This window comes from Pseudomonas mendocina, from assembly GCF_900636545.1.
GTDB classification, from domain to species: domain Bacteria; phylum Pseudomonadota; class Gammaproteobacteria; order Pseudomonadales; family Pseudomonadaceae; genus Aquipseudomonas; species Aquipseudomonas mendocina.
In genome coordinates this window covers 1,885,664-1,903,175 of record NZ_LR134290.1, presented here as the reverse complement: position 1 = coordinate 1,903,175, position 17,512 = coordinate 1,885,664, and the positions used below count along the sequence as shown (strand labels likewise).

The following is a 17,512-nucleotide window of genomic DNA, read 5'->3' as shown; positions in this document are numbered from 1 at the left end:
TTATTTGAGACTACCGGAAAGGAACTGCTTGAGCCGCTCGGATTGCGGATTGGCCAGCACTTCCTTCGGGCAACCGTGCTCTTCCACCAGCCCCTTGTGCAGGAACACCAGCTGATTCGACACCTCGCGGGCAAACCCCATCTCGTGGGTCACTACCACCATGGTGCGGCCTTCCGTGGCCAGATCCTGCATCACCTTGAGCACTTCGCCGACCAACTCCGGGTCGAGTGCCGAAGTCGGTTCGTCGAACAACATCACCTCCGGCTCCATCGCCAGGGCACGGGCAATGGCTACGCGCTGCTGCTCGCCACCGCTCATGTGCGCCGGGTAGGCATCCTTGCGGTGCGCAACGCCAACCTTGGCCAGGTAGTGCTCGGCCTTGTCGCGAGCCTCGGCCTTGCTGACGCCAAGCACATGCACCGGCGCCTCCATCACGTTCTCCAGGGCGCTCATGTGCGACCACAGGTTGAAGTGCTGGAACACCATGGCCAGGCGCGAGCGCATACGCTGCAACTGCTTGGCATCGGCGGCGCGCAACGAACCGTCCTTGGCCGGCACCAGCTTCAGCTCTTCGCCGTTGAGCAGAATCTTGCCCGCATGCGGCTGCTCCAGCAGGTTCAGGCAGCGCAGGAAGGTGCTCTTGCCCGAGCCGCTAGAGCCGATGATGCTGATCACGTCGCCGGCCTTGGCCGCCATCGACACGCCCTTGATCACCTCATGGCTGCCGTAGCGCTTGTGCAGGTCCTGAACTTCGAGTTTGTACATGTTCGGGGTCTCTTGAATCGTGATGGCATCAGGCCTTGCGCGGCGCCAGGTAGGCCAGCCAGCGGCGTTCGGCCAGCTTGAACAAGCGCACCAGGATGAAGGTCAGCGCCAGATAGAACAGGCCGGCAGTGACGTAGGCTTCGAACGGCATGTAGTACTGCGAGCTGAGAGTCTTGGCCGCACCGGTGATGTCGACAAGGGTAACCGCCGAAGCCAGGCTGGTGGTGTGCAGCATCATGATCACCTCGTTGCTGTACTGCGGCAGCGCCCGGCGCAACGCCGACGGCAGCAGGATGCGCTGGTACAGCTTGCGGCGCGACATGCCCATGGCCTTGGCCGCCTCGATTTCGCCCGGCGGCGTGGCCTTGAGACTGCCCGCGAGGATTTCCGCGGTGTAGGCACTGGTATTGATGGCGAAGGCCAGGCAGGCACAGAAGGTGGCGCTGGACAGGTAGGGCCACATGAAGGTCTCGCGCACCGCCTCGAACTGGGCCAGGCCGTAGTACAGCAAGTACAGCTGTACCAGCATCGGCGTGCCGCGGATCACGTAGGTATAGAGCCAGGCAGGGAAGTTGATCAGTTTTTGCCTGGATACCCGCATGATCGCCAGCGGCACCGCCAGCAGCAGACCCACAGCCAGGGCGATGAGCAGCAGCTTGAGGGTCACCAGCACACCGCCGAAGTACAGCGGCAGGCTGTCGAGTACCACGTTGTAATCGAAAAGCATGGTCACTCCCTCAGAGCTCGGCGGCTTTCACGCCGACCGAATAGCGACGCTCGATATAGCGCAACACCAGCAGCGACACGCTGGTGATCGCCAGGTACACGGCGGCTACCAGGAGGATGTAGATGAACGGCTCGCGGGTCGCATCACCGGCGCTCTTGGCCCGGGCCATCATGTCCTGCAGCCCCACCAGGGAGATCAGCGCAGTGGCCTTGACCAGTACCAGCCAGTTATTGGTGATGCCAGGAATCGCCATGCGGATCATCTGCGGCACGAGGATGCGCAAGAACACCCGCAGCGGGCTCATGCCATACGCCATTCCCGCCTCGCCCTGCCCTTTCGGGATCGCCATGAAGGCACCGCGGAAGGTTTCCGACAGATAGGCGCCGTAGATGAAGCCCAACGTGCCGACACCTGCAACGAATGGATTGATATCGATGTAATCCTCATGCCCCAGCAGCGGAGCGATGCGGTTCACCAGGTCCTGACCGCCGAAGAAGATCAGCAGGATCAGCACCAGCTCGGGAATACCGCGAATCACCGTGGCGTAGGTCTCGCCCATCAGGGCCAGCCATTTCACTGGTGACAGACGAAAAGCCGCACCGAGCAGGCCAAGCGCGACGGCGACCGCCATCGACAGCAGCGCCAACTGCACGGTAAGCCAGGCACCATCGAGAATGGTCAAGCCGTAGCCTTGAAGCATGCGCCAATACCTCTCAGGCACCGCGATGGCGCCGTATAGCACAAAGGAAAATGATGTCGCCCAAGCGGCGTACAACACCTGAACGCCTGTACAGGCGTTCAGGCAGCTGCTCTACAGGATTAACCAAGAAAAAAGTGGCACAACCTCGGCAAAGGTTAGTGCCACTTCAATCTGCCCCGGAGCGTTTACTCGCCGTAAACGTCGAAGTCGAAGTACTTGTCCTGCACTTCCTTGTACTTGCCGTTGGCGCGAATGGCCAGGATGGCCGCGCTGATCTTGTCGGCCAGCGCCTTGTCACCCTTGCGCACGGCAATGCCCTGGCCTTCGCCGAAGTACTTCACGTCGGTAAAGTCCGGTCCTACGAAGGCGAAGCCCTTGCCACCGTCGGTCTTGAGGAAACCGTCATCGATGTTCACCGAATCGGCCAGGGTGGCGTCGAGGCGGCCGGACTGCATGTCCAGGAACACCTCGTTCTGCGAGCTGTAACGCACGATTTCGGCGCCGGCCGGAGCGAAGATGTCGGTGGCGTAACGGTCATACACGGACGAGCGCTGCACGCCGATTTTCTTGCCTTTCAGGTCAACCAGCGGGTCCTTGATCTCGGTACCGGCTTTCATCGCCAGCTTGGCCGGGGTGGCGTAGTACTTGCCAGTGAAATCCACGGATTTCTTGCGATCTTCGGTGATCGACATGGACGACAGCACGGCGTCGAACTTGCGCACCTTCAGCGCCGGGATCAGACCGTCGAACTCCTGCTCGATCCACTTGCACTCGACCTTCATCTCTTCGCACAGGGCGTTGCCGATGTCGTAGTCGAAGCCGGCGATCTGACCATCGGGAGTCTTGAATGCGAAGGGCGGATAGGCCGCCTCGATGCCAATGCGCAGCGGCTTCTCGGCCAGCGCCAGGGGCGACATCAGGGACAGCGCCAGGGCGCCGAGCAGTGCGATCTTCTTCATTCTTTGCTCCTTCGAATTGGGTATGGCATCGATGGCAGTGAGGGGCCCGGGCCTTTTATGGATTGTAGAAGGCGGTGCTGCGCTGTCGTGGTGGACAAGCGACAAAGGGCCTTGGCTGGGTGAGCGGCATTCTAGCGGCAGGCAATGAGGCGATATTTCCTCAATGCGACAACTAATTACAGAAGCACTGGATGCGCCGGGCGTAGATATTGACAGCTTGAAAAAGGAGTGATCAAGCAGAAAAGGTAAACGGATAATTAAGGCAATACTCAGGCCAGATTTCTGTAAAGCCCGATGGCATGGGCGCTAACGACTCCCACACCCGCCATCTACCGCTGAAACTGGCACCCTATCGGCGCAACAACGTTCCCTAACCGCCCAATCGGGTGCGCACTGTTACCGATACCCCGCCTAAAACCGTAGGAGCACCATGCGCACAGACATAACCGATCTGGTAGCGAAACGCGTGGGAAGCCGGTGCGCGTGGCGCGCCCTACCCATCTACACGCAGGCTGAGGCGCGAAATCACGCGATTCTCCTCGGCGCGATCCAGCCCGGCTTCCTCAACGCGGATGCCCTGTCCTTCCAGCACCTCGATCCAGCGCAGCAACTGGGCGAACGCCACCGGCTGCAGGTTGACCTGTACCGCAGCAAAACCTTCGGTATCCAGGCGCTCGATCACCAGCCCCTGCTCGGCCGCAGTGGCCGTTACCACGCCCTGCAGGCGTGCCGGGTCGATGCTGGTGCGTGGCTGCAGGTCACGACCCTGTACCTGCGGCGCACGGCTTTGCAGGTAGGCATACAGCGCGCGCTGCTCCTCGAACGCGGCGCGAGCGTCCTGTGCGTGGCGCTGCGCCGGTTGCCACAACGCCAGGTAGAACAGCACCAGCAACAGGAACACGCCCAGCGCCACGAGCGCCAGACGATCACGCGCCGGCAGTGCCTGCCAGCGCAGCGCCAACGGCGAACGCTGCCAATGCTGTTGCAGGCTTTCACTCAGGCCCATCTTCGACATGCCGGTCATCCTCCTATCACCACGCGCGCGCTGACACCCTCGGCCTCTCGGCTTGCCGAGCCCATCTGCACGGACAACCCCGAATCCTCCAGGCGCTCACGCAAGCGTTCCAGCTCGGCGAAACCGGGCGCCTGCAACTGCAGCGACAAATCGGCTCGAATCGCGCTGTAGTCGAGCTGGTTGACCTGCACCTGTGCAGCGCCATCGGCATTCAAAGCGGCAGCCACTTCGGCAAGCAATCCGAGTAGCGGGCTGTCGCTGCCGGCAGACTGCGCCAGGTGCTGATCGAACTGCGCACGCAGGTTGATCAGCTTGTTGTCCTGCGGAAACAGCTCGCGATACAGCGCCTCACTGGAGGCAGCGTAGGCATCGGCTTCGCGCTGCAGATACCAGCCCTGCGCCAGATTGAAGCCCCACTGCAAGACCAGACACAGCGCCAGCACCCCGCCCAGCGGGCGCCAGCGCAGCCAACCCTCGCCGCTCTGGCGCAGGGCGAACGCGCCCTGTGCCAGGTCGACGCCACCGCCCTGTTGCACCAGCCATTGATGCGCATCCGCCACTTGTAGCCGTTCATCGACCGGCTCGGGCAGCGCCTGGCTGGCCGGCGCTCGCGCGACGCAGGGTGGCGTGCAACGTCCTGCCAGCGCCGGCCAGTCCTCACCTTGCAGGGCCAGACGCCAGGGCGCCTCGCCCCCCAGCAACCAACGCGAGTGCAGCCAGAGCAGTTGGCTGCCGTGGCGCGGCAGCAGGTCAGCGTCGACGCGGATGGCCTGAGGTGGCTGCGCGGCGAACAGCGCCAGGCATTCACGTAGCCAGGCGACGCGCATGGCATAGACCCGATGCCGGCCATCGCCCAGGCGCTCGCCCAGGGCCAAATGCATCAGTTCGACATCCTCGGCCAGCAGTTCCTCCACCGCGAACGGCAGCGCCTGGCGCATCCAGCGCGCCTTCTGCGTCGGCAAGTGCACGGCGCATGCAGTCACGGCCTCCACCGGTAGCACCAGTTCCCAGTGCGCGGGCAAATCCGCCAGGGCATCGGACAGGCTCAAGGAGCGGCTGCCGTCTGCCGTGACCCACTGCACGGGAAGATCCGCGGACAGTTCGTGGCACGCCTCGGGCGGCAGGAAAATCCATAGGGGTGTCATTCTTGTTCTTCCTCAATCGGCGCTGGCGGCAGCCCGCCCTGCCCCAGGTCACGCGCCAGGACACTGACCCGGCCATCATTGCTGCGCTGCAACAGGCTGCGCAATACCACCCGGCGTTCACCCAGGCTCACTTCGCTGAACACCTCGAAATACTGGCTGCCAACCGCCAGCCCCTGCACCGCCTGTTCGCCCAGGCCGGCAAGCGCAGGCTGCGCGGCAAAGGCTGCCGGGCTGGCGTAGCCATCGGCGCCACGCGCGGCGATCAGCGCCAGCGCCGCATCCGGCGTCAAACCATCGGACAAGCTGGAGAGCACCATGGCGCAGGCCGTATTGACGTTGAGCAACGCCTCGCCGGGCAACGCACTGACGAAGGGCAGCAAACGTCGATAGTCGGCCTCCTCCATCTCCAGCAACAGGCGCAACTCGGAAACATCGGTGATCTCACGGCTAGCCGTACGATAAGGCGGCGTCGCCAGCAGGTACTGGCTGTCCTCGGCGCCCCTGCCACCCTGCGGCTCGCTGTCGTTGTCCAGCCAGTCCAGCAGACGCTCGGCGTAGGGTTTATCCATGCCCAGGCGCTGCAACAGACGGCGCAGACGCAATACCGCCAACTCGTTAGGCCGGCCCTGGCGCACCAGGCTGTTGAGATTGAAGCGCCCGCTGGGGTCGACGATACGCACGCGCAGCTCGCCGCCCTCATCCAGCGGGAACTTCAACGGCCTGGCCCAGGCTTCCAGTGGATGGTCCACGGGCTGGCGCGGATCGCCCTGGCGCAGATCACGTTGTAGAACCGCCTTGGCCAGGGTCTCGCCACCCAGCGCGTATTGCCAGGCCTGAGTCACGTGCAACTGGTTGGCACTGCTGCGTATCGACAGCTGCTGCCGGGCGATCAGCCCGGCGCAGACCACCGTTACCACGGCAACCACCAGCAGTACGGTGATCAGCGCTACGCCGTTCTGGCGCTTCATGCCTGCGGCACCTCATTCGGCTCTTCCGGTGCCTCACCGGCACGGTTTTCTGCCGGCAAGTCCGGCAAGCGCAGCAGGCGACGTAAATCGCCATAACGGCGATGCTGCAGGCGCAGCTCGATGGCTCGCGGCAAGTCGGTGAGCAGGCCATCGCCCGAGGCATTGGCCGGCGGCCAGTCGGGCTGCCACTGCCCGTCCTTGTCTAGGTAGCGCAGGCTCAGCGACTCGACACCATCGAGCGCCTGTTGGATTTGCGGTGCACTGTCCTGCGCGCGGTCCAGCACACGCCAATAACGCCGCTGCCATTGTTCGCCACTGAGCTGCCAGCGCACGCGCTGTATCTCCGCGCGCGGCTGGCCGAGCGGGTTGCGCCAGCCGGCGCGGGTCAGCTCCAGCGCTGTGGCATCGGCCAGATCGCCGTGCAGTGCCGGCTGGGCATCACCAAAAGCGTCGCGAATAGGCCGCACCGTCACCTGGCGCAGATCGCGCTCGAAAGCGGACAAAGCACGAGTCAGCTCACGCAACTGACGCTCGTGCTCACGGGTGACGGCATCGGCGCTAAGCACGCTGTCGAGCATGCGGTAGGTGGCCAACCCCAGCAGGGCGAAGATGGCGATGGCGATCAGCAGCTCCAGCAGGGTAAAGCCGCGCTGAGCGCTCCCACACATCATGGTGCCCCCAGAAAACCGCTGAGGCTCACCAGTTGGTAGGGTGGGCTTTAGCCCACCAGAGCTGGCCGCTATTGGTAGGCTGAAGCGGAGCGCCGCCCGGCCCATCCTACGGGCTGGAGCAAGCGTCGCGAGCGAAATGGCGTCGCCACGGATTCGCGAGCAGAGCTCGCTCCTACGCATCATGGCGCCCCCAGGAAACCACTGAGGGTCACCAGCGCCCGCTCACGTAGATCACCGCTAGCGCCGCGCTCTTCAGCAGCGACCCAAAGCGTCACGCGACGCATGGCCGGCTCGCTGGTCGCCTGGATCTCGCTCTGCCAAAGCCAACGACGCCCGGCGAATTCCACCTGCCCTTGGTCGCGGCCATCGGCTGGCGGCGTGTCCGCCAGTTGCAACTCGGTCAGGCGATTGTCGGCCACCCACATGGCCAGGGTCTTGTCCTCCAGCTGACTGGCGGTACGCACGCTACGCGCGCTGGCGGTCAGCACGCTGGCGGCGACCAGGGCGAAGATGGCCAGCGCCACCAGCACTTCGAGCAGCGTAAAACCGCGAGCGCCCTTCATTCGGCACGCCCCGCACCCAGTTCCTCGACACGCGGCAGGCCGAAGCCGTCGCTGGACAGTTGCAGGCGCAAGCCATCGCGCCGGCGCTCGGCCAGGCGCAGGCGAAAAGGCGTCAGTTCGCCACTGGAAAGGATCAGCAGCTGCGGCGCACCCGTGCTGCTCGTTGCCGGCAGGGAGAGCGCCTCGCCCTCGATCTCGAACGCCAACTCTGCCCACTCCGGCAAGCGGTGTGTCTGCCGATCCAGCGCCTGCCACTCGGCACGCTGCGGGTCATAGCGCAACACCCGATAGCCTTCACGGGTGAAGCTCAGGCCGTATTCGTGGTTATCCAGCACTGCTTCGTCGACCAGTACGCCGATCAGCCCGCTGAGCCGCTCGGCCTCGCTACGCAACTCGCGAGCCGGTCCGGCGATGCCGGTGCTGAACACGGCCAGGCCGATCAGACTGCCGAGAATCACCAGCACCACCAGCAGCTCGATCAGGGTGAAACCGCGCGTCTGTGCCGGCATGCCGATCATGATCCGGTCAGAGATCCCAGTTGCCGATGTCGGCGTTCAGGTCGCTGCCGCCCTGCTTGCCGTCGGCGCCGAGCGAATAGAGATCGAAGGCACCCTTGGTGCCGGGCGCCAGGTACTGATAAGGATTACCCCAGGGGTCGATCGGTAGGCGCTTGAGGTAGCCGTCCTTGTTCCAGTTCTTCGCCGGCGGGTTACCGCTCGGCTTGTTCACCAGTGCCTCCAGCCCCTGCTGGGTGCTGGGGTAGTTGTGGTTGTCGAGCTTGTACATATCCAGTGCAGCACCGATGGCACGGATGTCGTTCTGGGCGGCAGTGACCTTGGCCTGATCCGGCCGGCTCATCACCTGTGGCACCACCAGCGCCGCCAGAATGCCCAGAATCACCACCACCACCATGATTTCAATGAGCGTGAAGCCCGCCTGAGATTTTCTCACCTGCTATCCCACCATTTGGTTCAAAGAAAGAATCGGCAACAGGATGGCCAGCACGATCACCAGCACCACTGCGCCCATGAAAACCAGCATGAACGGCTCGAACAATCCGACCAGCAAGGCAATCTGCGCGCTGAGGTCGTTTTCCTGGTTCTTCGCCGTGCGCGCCAACATCTGATCCAGCTCGCCGGAGCGTTCACCGCTGGCGATCATGTGCAGCATCATCGGCGGAAACTGCCCGGTGGCCTCCAGCGAACGGGTCAGACTACCGCCCTCGCGCACCTTCTGCGCCGCCACCACGACCTCGCCACGGATCACCCGATTGCCGATCACTTCGCCGGCAATCGCCAGCGCCTCGACCAGTGGTACACCGCTACGGGTGAGGATCGCCAGGGTCGAGGCGAAGCGCGCGCAATCGGTGGCGCGGCCCAGCCGGCCAATCAGCGGTATACGCAACAGAAAGCGATGCCAACGTAGCTTGAATGCCTCGTCACGCAGGGCTGCGCGCAAGGCGAAGATCGCCAGCGCCAGTGCCACCACCGCGACCAGCCCCCACGCCTTTACCCAATCACTGAGGGCGATCAGCCCGCGCGTCAGTGCCGGCAGGGTCTGCCCGGAATCGACGAACACCTTGACCACATCCGGCACCACATAACCGAGCAGGAAGCCGACGATCAGCAACGAGGCGCACATCAGGATCACTGGATAAAGCAGTGCAAGCTGGACCTTCTGCCGCGACTGCTGGCGCTGCTCGGTGTAATCGGCCAACTGCTCCAGCACCGGGCCCAGGTGCCCGGCGTGCTCGCCGGCTGCCACCGTGGCGCGATACAGCTCGGGGAAGGCGGCCGGAAACTCCTTGAGGCTGCCGGCCAGGCTGTGGCCTTCCAGCACGCGGGCACGTACCGCCAGCAGCATGCCCTGGATACGCGAACTGGTTGATTGCGCGGCAGCGGCGCGCAGTGCCTCTTCGATGGGTAGCGCCGCCTGGATCAGCGTTGCCAACTGGCGGGTGACCAGTGCCAGGTCACGTGCCGACAGACCACGGGCAAAGCCCAGGCGCGCCTGACCACTGCCCTGCTCGCGGCTGCGCGTGGCCTTGACCTCCAGCGGCGCCAACTGCCGCTCACGCAACAGCTGGCGCACCTGGCGCGCGCTGTCGGCCTCCAGCACGCCCTTCTGCTGGCGACCACGTCCATCCAGAGCGATGTATTCAAAGGCGGCCATCGACAGATCGCTTCGACTGTAAATGTAGGAGCGGCTTCAGCCGCGATTCACAATGACTCGCGGCTGAAGCGAAATGCCGCCCAGCCGCTCCGACAAGAGCCATTGCCAAGATACCTCTAACCATCACTCTTCTCGCGTCACGCGCAGCACTTCCTCGACCGTGGTCACCCCTTCCAACACCTTGCGTCGGCCATCGTCGCGGATGCTCGGGCCCAGGGTGCGGGCGTGGCGGGTCATGTCCTGCTCGGAAGCGCGACTGTGCACCAGGGTGCGCATGGTCTCGTCGAACACCACCAGCTCGTAGATACCGGTACGCCCACGATAGCCCTGCTGATGGCAATGGGCGCAGCCGCGGGCGTGATAAAGGGTCGGCGACGAGCTGGTCGGCACACCGAGCAACGCGCATTCGGCCGCATCGGCCGGGTAAGGTTCCTTGCACGCCGGACACAGCACACGCACCAGACGCTGGGCCAGGACGCCGAGCAGCGATGACGACAGCAGGAAAGGCTCCACGCCCATGTCCACCAGGCGGGTAATGGCGCCGATGGCGCTATTGGTATGCAACGTCGACAGCACCAGATGACCAGTGAGCGAAGCCTGCACAGCGATCTCGGCGGTCTCCCGGTCACGGATCTCGCCGACCATCACCACGTCCGGATCCTGGCGCAGGATGGCGCGCAGGCCACGGGCGAAGGTCATGTCCACCTTGGTGTTGACCTGGGTCTGGCCGATGCCTTCGAGGTGATATTCGATGGGGTCTTCGACGGTAAGAATGTTACGTGTGTGATCGTTGAGGCTGACCAGGCTGGCGTACAGCGTGGTGGTCTTACCCGAACCGGTGGGCCCGGTGACCAGCAGGATGCCATGCGGCTTGCGCACGGTCTGCTCCATCAGCGCGCGATCCTCACCACGCATGCCCAGATGCTGCAGCGACAACCGTCCGGCCTGCTTGTCGAGCAGACGCAACACCACCCGCTCGCCATTGGCCGACGGCAGCGTCGACACGCGAATGTCCACCTCGCGCCCGCCGACCTTGAGCGAGATGCGCCCATCCTGCGGGACGCGCTTCTCGGCGATATCCAGCCGCGCCATGACCTTGACCCGCGACACCAGCAGCGCCGCCAGCTCGCGCTTGGGTTCGAGCACCTCGCGCAGGATGCCGTCGACGCGAAAGCGCACGACCAAGCGTTTCTCGAAGGTTTCCAGATGGATATCGGAGGCATTTTCCTTGATCGCTTCGCCAAGGATGGCGTTGATCAGGCGGATGATCGGGGCGTCGTCTTCCTGCTCCAGCAGGTCTTCGGTTTCCGGCACCTGATCGGCCAGCGAAGCCAGGTCGAAGCTGCCGCCGATGTCCTCGGCCAGTTGCATGGAAGCGGAGTCGTGCTGATAGGCCGCGCCCAGCGCCTGGGCGAACGCCTGGGCATCGAGCACCTGCAGCGGCAGGCTGCGCCCGGCGAAACGCTGCGCCTCGGCCAATGCGACCAGGTCACAATCGGCGCGATGAGCCAGGCTGGCGTGCCCGTCATGCATGACGAACACCACGCCATGACGCTTGGCGAAGCTGAAGGGCAGGCGGCGCAGTGGGGTTTCGGGCAACGAAGCGTTCATGCGTGACCTTAGAGCAGAACCTTATCCGGGTAGTACAGCCTAACCTGACTGTTTGACCCAATGACTACACCTAGGACGGTCTTTTTGTAATGGTTATCCCATTATCTTTAACACATTGACCCTTAGTGCACACCCACCCTATTTGGGGGATGCCAAGTGCGCGCAGGCTGCTATGATCAGCGCGCGACGCCCAGGCCATAAGAAGAATTAGAACGTCGTTTGCGGAGTAACGCCTTTGCCCACCCCGGCCCTTTTCCAACGGCTCAAGGACAATGCCCCGAGCCTGATCGGCATGCTCGTGCTGATCGCCCTGAGCGTCAGCCTGGCCTGGCAGAGCGCCGAATTGCTGCGCCTGGTGCGCGGCCCGGTTCAGCCACCCACCCCGCAGACCGCCGCCACCCCCGAACAACGCGCCCAGGCTCCCATCGCCCAGTTGTTCGGCACCCCACGCCAGGCCAACAGCGGCCCGCCACCGGCCACCAACCTGCAGCTAACCCTGCTCGGCAGCTTCGTCCACAATGACCCGCAGCGCTCCAGCGCGCTGATCCAGCGCCAGGGCCAGAGCGCGCAGCGCTATAGCGTCGGCATGGATGTAGACAACGGCGTGCGCCTGGACGCCGTGTATGCCGACCGCGTTGAGTTGCTGCGCAACGGCCGCCGTGAAAGCCTCACCTTCCCGCGCCAGCAAAGCGGCCAGTACAGCTATACACCACCGGCCGAAAACAGCCCCGACGACTCGCTGCAGCAGCTCGATCAACTCGACCAGGGCAACCTCGAACAATTGCGCCAGCGCATGCAAGAGTTGCGCGAACAGATGGAAGCCTCTGGCACCCCGCCGGAGGAAACGCCCGCCGAACAGCCCATGGAAAGCGACTGAACCGATGCATGTTCTCCGAAGCCGACTGACCCTTGCCCTCCTCGCCGCAGGCCTGACCACTGCTCCCCTGCCCCTGTTCGCGCAGATCGAACAGGTTCCGGCCAGTGCCAATCAACAGGAGGAAAGCTGGACCATCAACCTCAAAGGCGCCGACATCCGCGAATTCATCGACCAGATCGCCAGCATCACCGGGCAGACCTTCGTCGTCGACCCGCGCGTGAAGGGCCAGGTCAACGTGGTATCGAGCACACCACTGGGCTTGTCCGAGGTCTATCAGTTGTTCCTCTCGGTGATGGCCACTCACGGGTTCAGCGTGCTGACTCAGGGTGACCAGGCGCGCATCGTGCCCAATGCCGAAGCCAAGGCCGAAGCCGATGCCGGCCGCCCGGCACCGGATCGCCTGGAAACCCGGCTGATCCAGGTGCAGCACGCGCCAGTGGCCGAACTGATTCCGCTGATCCGTCCGTTGGTGCCGCAGTATGGCCACCTGGCGGCTGTCACCTCGTCCAACGCGCTGATCATCAGTGACCGTAGCGCCAACATCGCCCGCATCGAAGATCTGATGCACCAGCTCGACCAAAGCGGCGCACAGGATTTCAGCGTGGTCACCCTGCAGCATGCCTGGGTGATGGATGCTGCCGAGGTGCTCAACACCTCCATCGCCCGCGGCCAGGCCAAGGGCACCAGCGCCACTCAGGTGGTGGCCGATGCCCGTACCAATCGTCTGATTCTGCTCGGCCCACCGGAAGCCCGCGCCAAGCTCGCCGACCTCGCCCGCTCGCTGGACAGCCCCAGCAGCCGCTCGGCCAATACCCGGGTGATCCGCCTGCGCCACAACAATGCCAAGTCGCTGGCCGAAACCCTCGGCGATATCTCCGAGGGTCTGAAGAACAAGGAGGGCAGCGAAACCACAGGCCGGCAGTCCAACATCCTCATCCGCGCCGACGAGAGCCTCAACGCCCTGGTGCTGCTGGCCGAGCCCGATCTGGTGGCCACCCTCGAGGACATCGTGCGTCAGCTCGACGTGCCGCGTGCCCAGGTGATGGTCGAAGCCGCCATCGTCGAGGTCTCCGGCGACATTACCGACGCCCTTGGCGTGCAGTGGGCGGTGGATGCCCGCGGCAGGACTGGCGGCCTGGGCGGGGTGAATTTCGCCGGTACCGGCCTGTCGGTCGGTACCGTGCTGCAGATCCTGCAAAGCGGTGAGATACCGGAAAACACCACCCTGCCCGACGGCGCGATCATCGGTGTCGGCAGCGACCGTTTCGGCGCGCTGATCACGGCATTGTCCGCCAACAGCAAGAGCAATCTGCTGTCCACTCCGAGTCTGCTGACCCTGGACAACCAGAAGGCAGAAATTCTCGTGGGGCAGAACGTACCCTTCCAGACCGGCTCCTACACCACCGACGCCTCCGGTGCCGGCAACCCCTTCACCACCATCGAGCGCAAGGACATCGGCGTAACCCTCAAGGTCACGCCAAGCATCAACGAAGGCGCCACCCTGCGCCTGGAGATCGAGCAGGAAATCTCCTCCATCGCCCCCAGCACCGGACTCAATGCCCAGGCGGTCGATCTGGTGACCAACAAGCGCTCGATCAAGAGCACCATCCTCGCCGACGACGGCCAGGTGATCGTGCTCGGCGGCCTGATTCAGGACGACGTGACCCAGGCAACCTCCAAGGTGCCGCTGCTGGGCGATATTCCCCTGCTTGGCGGGCTATTTCGCTCAACGCGCGACTCGCACATCAAGCGCAACCTGATGGTCTTCCTGCGGCCCACGGTGGTACGTGATGGCGCCGGCCTGGCAGCGCTTTCCGGCAAGAAGTACAGCGATATCCGCATCATCGGCAATGGTGGCAGGAACGATGGCCGGCCCAGCATCCTGCCCAGCCAGCCGAGTCAGCTGTTCGATGGCCAGGGCGTCCCGGCGGTGGATTTGCGACAGTAACGGTAGGGCGCTGGATGCAACACGCTGAATCGTGGAGTACCACAAACCGTGGGAGGCGCTTTAGCGGCGACGATCTCTGCAGCCGTCGCGGCTAAAGCCCCTCCTACAGGGCCGCATGTTCACCTCACAATGCTGGCGTACGTGGCGGCACCAAGCGTTTGCTGCCGGTGGACTCATAGGCCGCCGCCAGTTGCAGCAGCGCCGAGTCGTCATAGGCTCGACCGGCGAAGGTCAGGCCCACCGGCATGCCGATATCGGCCATCACCCCCATCGGCACGGTGACGGTCGGCACCCCCTGATGACGGATGGCCAGGTTGCCATTGGCGACCCACACGCCATTGCTCCAGGCGATATCGGCAGAAACCGGGTTGACGTCGGCATCGGCAGGGCCCACGTCGGCCACGGTGGGAAACAGCACCGCATCCAGCCCCAGCCGATCCATCCAATCTTCCAGGTCGATCTTGCGAATCTGCTCCAGGCCGCGCAGGCCATCGGGCAGCGTGGCGATCTCGTCCCAGGGCTTGATGCCGCGCTTGGCCATGTTGACGTACTCGTCCATACCCGCCGCCAGGTCCCCTTCGCGGTTTGGCAGCGTGCCGGGGTCGTGCGGAAAGATCTGCGGGCCATCCACATCGGCCAGGCGGTTGAGTTTCGGATCACCATTGGCACGCAGGAAGTCGTCGAAGGCCCAGCCGCTCAGCTCCCACAGCTCGTCATGCAGAAACTCTGGAGTGACGATGCCGCGATTGAACACGGTCGGCGCACCGGGGCGGTCGCCCTCGCAGTTGGATACCAGCGGGAAATCCACCTCCACCACCTCGGCACCCGCCTCTTCCAGTGTCTGACGCGCGGCTTCCCACAGGGCGATCACCGTCGGCCGGGTGTGGATACGCTGGCCAGTCGGCCCGCCGATACCGGGCGACTCGCTGGTGCCGGCCAACTCGTCCTTGTTGATGAACATCTTCGGCACGCCCAGGCGTTTGCCCTTGAGCGCGTCGGCCTTGGCGGCAAACGCCAGGTAGGACTCGGGGCGCACATCGGAAGCCTTGGGGATCGGCACCCAGGGCTGCAGACGCCAGAGATCGCCGCGCGTATCCGGGTCATCGGCCACCACCACGTCGAGCACTTCCAGCAGATCAGCCATGGTGCGGGCATAAGGCACCACCACGTCCATGGTCGGCGTCAGCGGCCAGTTGCCACGCACCGAGATCACCCCGCGCGACGGCGTGTAGGCACACAGGCCGTTGTTCGAGGCTGGGCCGCGCCCGCTGGACCAGGTTTCCTCGGCCAGGCCGAAGGCGGAGAAACTGGCAGCGGTGGCTGTGCCGGCGCCGTTGGACGAACCGGAAGCGAAGGGCGCGGTGAGGTAATCGGCGTTGTAGGGGCTTTCGGCACGACCATAAACGCCACGCTGCATGCCGCCATTGGCCATCGGTGGCATGTTGGTCTTGCCCAGGCAGATGGCGCCAGCGGCGCGCAGGCGCTCGATGGTGAAGGCGTCGCGCTGGGCCACCAGATCCTTGAATGCGGGGCTACCGGAGGCGGCCGTCAGGCCCTTGACCAGGTAGCTGTCCTTGGCGGTGTAAGGGATGCCATCGAGCGGACCGAGGGTTTCGCCATGGGCGCGGCGCGCATCGGAAGCCTCGGCTTCCTTCAGTGCCTCGGGATTACGCACCACCACGGCATTGAGCTTGGTTGGCGTATCCGGGCCATCGTAGGCATCGATACGCGCCAGGTAGGCCTTGACCAACTCGACCGCCGTGGTGCGGCCAGACTCCAGCGCGGCACGCAGCTCGGCGATGGAAACTTCGGTTACCTCGATCATGGTGTCATCACTCGCAGAGGACGGGCCGGCCGTCACCGGCCCCAAATACGGGAAGCTACGAAAGCCAGGAAAACAGTGCGTTCACGGCCAACACCCGCAGGCAGATTCGGCCGCGCAACTCTGCGCCCGATCATACATGCCACCGCGCCTTAGCAGCAGCCCGTCGCCGATGGCCAGGCGGCGCGCGACCCTATACAGTCACTGCACGGCGCTACAGGTACAAGAAAGCTCATGATTCGCGAAGAACACATCCAGCTGTGGGCGGTGTTGTCGGAAGTATTCGTCGATAACGAAATCGACTACGCCTGGATCGCTCGTCAGTTGCAGACCTATGACCGTGCCATAGCGCAAGCGGCCTTCTACGAAGATGTCGCGCCCGCGTGCTACTCCAATCTGCTTGCGCCCATCCCACCCATCTGGACAGGCTTCGACAGTACCTGGCTCAGCGAAACCATCGACAGCGCCCGCGCCGCCCGCAATAACTCGGTGCTACGCCGTCTGCGTGATCGGCTCTTTATCGCTTACCTGCGTCTGGCACTGAAATCGGAGTGGGCGAAGATCGAGCAGGAGCTCGATCGCCTGTAAAGCACAGGCTACCTGCCCTCCTCGCGCAGCCATGCCAGCAATTCGTCCTGCAGGCTCTCGGGCGCCGGCGCAGCGGGTGATAGCAGGCAGTAGCAGGAACCGTCCTCGACGAACCCCAGTGGTGCGACCAGCAGCCCGCTCTCGATATCGTCGCGCACCAGGTGCCATGGCCCGATGGCTACGCCCAGGCCGGCCACCGCTGCCTGCAGGCTGAAATAGAAATGTTCGAACGTCTGCGCGGGCCCATCTACAGCGATGGCGCCTACGGCATTCGCCCACTCCTCCCAGGCATTCGCTCGGGTGCGCGTGTGCAACAGAGGCGTATCCGCGCGCAGGCCATTGGTATCGAACCATTGCTCGACCTTGTCAGCGCGGCAGACCGGCCCAACCCGCTCGGCAAACAGCATTTCGGCGTGATAACCGGCAGGCCAGGGGAAGTCATCGCGGCGGATGGCCAGGTCGATCCCGGCGTCGAAGCTGAACGGCCCACCGCCCGCCAGCAGGTGAATTTCCCGCTCTGGCTGACACGCCCGAAACGCACTCCAGCGCGGGATCAGCCAACGCATCAACAACGTCGGCTCACAGGACAGCGCCAGCGGTCGCGTCTGCCGGGCACTGATACGCAGCTCGCGAGTGGCCTGGCGCATCAGCCCCAGCCCATCGCTCACCGCGCGTGCCAGCTTGCGTCCCGCCTCGTTGAGAAACACACGACGATTGCGCCGCTCGAACAACTCGACGCCCAGGTCGTCCTCCAGCAAACGCACCGCCCGGCTGACCGCGCCATGGGTCAGATGCAGCTCCTGGGCAGCACGACTGAAGTTCTCGCAGCGCGCCGCCGCTTCGAAACAGCGCAGCGCCAACAACGAAGGCAGACGCGCATCGCCAATCTGTGCGCCCAGCTCACCATCGATGTCAGAACTCATCGTTATTCACCGCTATCGATCACCGGAATAATTGGCCAAACCTCAACAACAGCCAGAA

18 protein-coding genes are annotated in these 17,512 nt (G+C 64.2%); 3 read left to right on the top strand and 15 right to left on the bottom strand.

Going from position 1 to position 17,512, the window contains the following annotated elements:
• The 13 genes from EL191_RS08830 to gspE form a co-directional block, all read right to left on the bottom strand.
• Positions 1–765: an ABC transporter ATP-binding protein gene (locus EL191_RS08830; protein ID WP_041978135.1), complete on the bottom strand. Its 765-nt coding sequence runs from the start codon at positions 763–765 to the stop codon at positions 1–3.
• A 28-nt stretch (positions 766–793) separates the two neighbouring features.
• Positions 794–1,492: an ABC transporter permease gene (locus EL191_RS08825; RefSeq protein WP_013714875.1), complete on the bottom strand. Its 699-nt coding sequence runs from the start codon at positions 1,490–1,492 to the stop codon at positions 794–796.
• A 10-nt stretch (positions 1,493–1,502) separates the two neighbouring features.
• Positions 1,503–2,192, bottom strand: a complete 690-nt coding sequence (locus EL191_RS08820; protein WP_013714874.1) for an ABC transporter permease — start codon at positions 2,190–2,192, stop codon at positions 1,503–1,505.
• A 185-nt stretch (positions 2,193–2,377) separates the two neighbouring features.
• The gene (locus EL191_RS08815) at positions 2,378–3,151 is read right to left on the bottom strand and encodes an ABC transporter substrate-binding protein (RefSeq protein WP_013714873.1); all 774 of its coding nucleotides are present in this window, start codon (positions 3,149–3,151) and stop codon (positions 2,378–2,380) included.
• 493 nt (positions 3,152–3,644) lie between these two features.
• Positions 3,645–4,175 carry a type II secretion system protein M gene (locus tag EL191_RS08810; RefSeq protein ID WP_017361450.1) on the bottom strand — a complete coding sequence of 177 codons (531 nt, stop codon included), beginning with the start codon at positions 4,173–4,175 and terminating at the stop codon, positions 3,645–3,647.
• Entirely contained in the window at positions 4,172–5,311 is a 1,140-nt protein-coding gene (gene gspL, locus EL191_RS08805; RefSeq protein WP_017361451.1) for a type II secretion system protein GspL, read from the bottom strand. The genes EL191_RS08810 and gspL overlap by 4 nt, the downstream gene beginning before the upstream one ends.
• A complete protein-coding gene (gene gspK, locus EL191_RS08800) occupies positions 5,308–6,279 on the bottom strand; it encodes a type II secretion system minor pseudopilin GspK (protein WP_041978132.1) in 972 nt (323 codons plus the stop codon). The genes gspL and gspK overlap by 4 nt, the downstream gene beginning before the upstream one ends.
• Entirely contained in the window at positions 6,276–6,950 is a 675-nt protein-coding gene (gene gspJ / locus EL191_RS08795; RefSeq protein ID WP_041978129.1) for a type II secretion system minor pseudopilin GspJ, read from the bottom strand. Before gspJ ends, gspK begins: the two co-directional genes overlap by 4 nt.
• Before the next feature lie 179 nt (positions 6,951–7,129).
• The gene (gspI, locus tag EL191_RS08790) at positions 7,130–7,513 is read right to left on the bottom strand and encodes a type II secretion system minor pseudopilin GspI (protein ID WP_013714868.1); all 384 of its coding nucleotides are present in this window, start codon (positions 7,511–7,513) and stop codon (positions 7,130–7,132) included.
• Positions 7,510–8,031 carry a type II secretion system minor pseudopilin GspH gene (gene gspH / locus EL191_RS08785; RefSeq protein WP_041978127.1) on the bottom strand — a complete coding sequence of 174 codons (522 nt, stop codon included), beginning with the start codon at positions 8,029–8,031 and terminating at the stop codon, positions 7,510–7,512. The genes gspI and gspH overlap by 4 nt, the downstream gene beginning before the upstream one ends.
• Positions 8,032–8,038: 7 nt before the next feature.
• The gene (gene gspG / locus EL191_RS08780; protein ID WP_013714866.1) at positions 8,039–8,425 is read right to left on the bottom strand and encodes a type II secretion system major pseudopilin GspG; all 387 of its coding nucleotides are present in this window, start codon (positions 8,423–8,425) and stop codon (positions 8,039–8,041) included.
• A gap of 42 nt (positions 8,426–8,467) precedes the next feature.
• Positions 8,468–9,685 carry a GspF family T2SS innner membrane protein variant XcpS gene (gene xcpS, locus EL191_RS08775; RefSeq protein WP_041978123.1) on the bottom strand — a complete coding sequence of 406 codons (1,218 nt, stop codon included), beginning with the start codon at positions 9,683–9,685 and terminating at the stop codon, positions 8,468–8,470.
• A 123-nt stretch (positions 9,686–9,808) separates the two neighbouring features.
• The gene (gene gspE, locus EL191_RS08770) at positions 9,809–11,296 is read right to left on the bottom strand and encodes a type II secretion system ATPase GspE (RefSeq protein ID WP_041978121.1); all 1,488 of its coding nucleotides are present in this window, start codon (positions 11,294–11,296) and stop codon (positions 9,809–9,811) included.
• Between the two features lie 235 nt (positions 11,297–11,531).
• Here gspE and EL191_RS08765 point away from each other — a divergent pair, with 235 nt between their 5' ends.
• Both EL191_RS08765 and gspD read left to right on the top strand, forming a co-directional pair.
• On the top strand, positions 11,532–12,173 hold the full coding sequence (locus EL191_RS08765; RefSeq protein WP_017361457.1) for a type II secretion system protein N: 642 nt from the start codon (positions 11,532–11,534) through the stop codon (positions 12,171–12,173).
• 4 nt (positions 12,174–12,177) lie between these two features.
• Positions 12,178–14,121: a type II secretion system secretin GspD gene (gene gspD, locus EL191_RS08760; RefSeq protein WP_041978118.1), complete on the top strand. Its 1,944-nt coding sequence runs from the start codon at positions 12,178–12,180 to the stop codon at positions 14,119–14,121.
• Between the two features lie 124 nt (positions 14,122–14,245).
• Here gspD and EL191_RS08755 read toward each other — a convergent pair whose 3' ends face one another.
• Entirely contained in the window at positions 14,246–15,946 is a 1,701-nt protein-coding gene (locus EL191_RS08755; RefSeq protein ID WP_041978116.1) for an amidase, read from the bottom strand.
• 231 nt (positions 15,947–16,177) lie between these two features.
• Between EL191_RS08755 and EL191_RS08750 the strand changes: the two genes are divergently transcribed.
• Positions 16,178–16,531, top strand: coding sequence for a DUF7079 family protein (locus EL191_RS08750; protein ID WP_041978112.1), 354 nt, complete (start codon positions 16,178–16,180; stop codon positions 16,529–16,531).
• Between the two features lie 8 nt (positions 16,532–16,539).
• Here the strand turns inward: EL191_RS08750 and EL191_RS08745 are convergent, their stop codons facing one another.
• A complete protein-coding gene (locus EL191_RS08745; protein ID WP_041978110.1) occupies positions 16,540–17,454 on the bottom strand; it encodes a LysR family transcriptional regulator in 915 nt (304 codons plus the stop codon).
• Positions 17,455–17,512 lie beyond the last annotated feature (58 nt).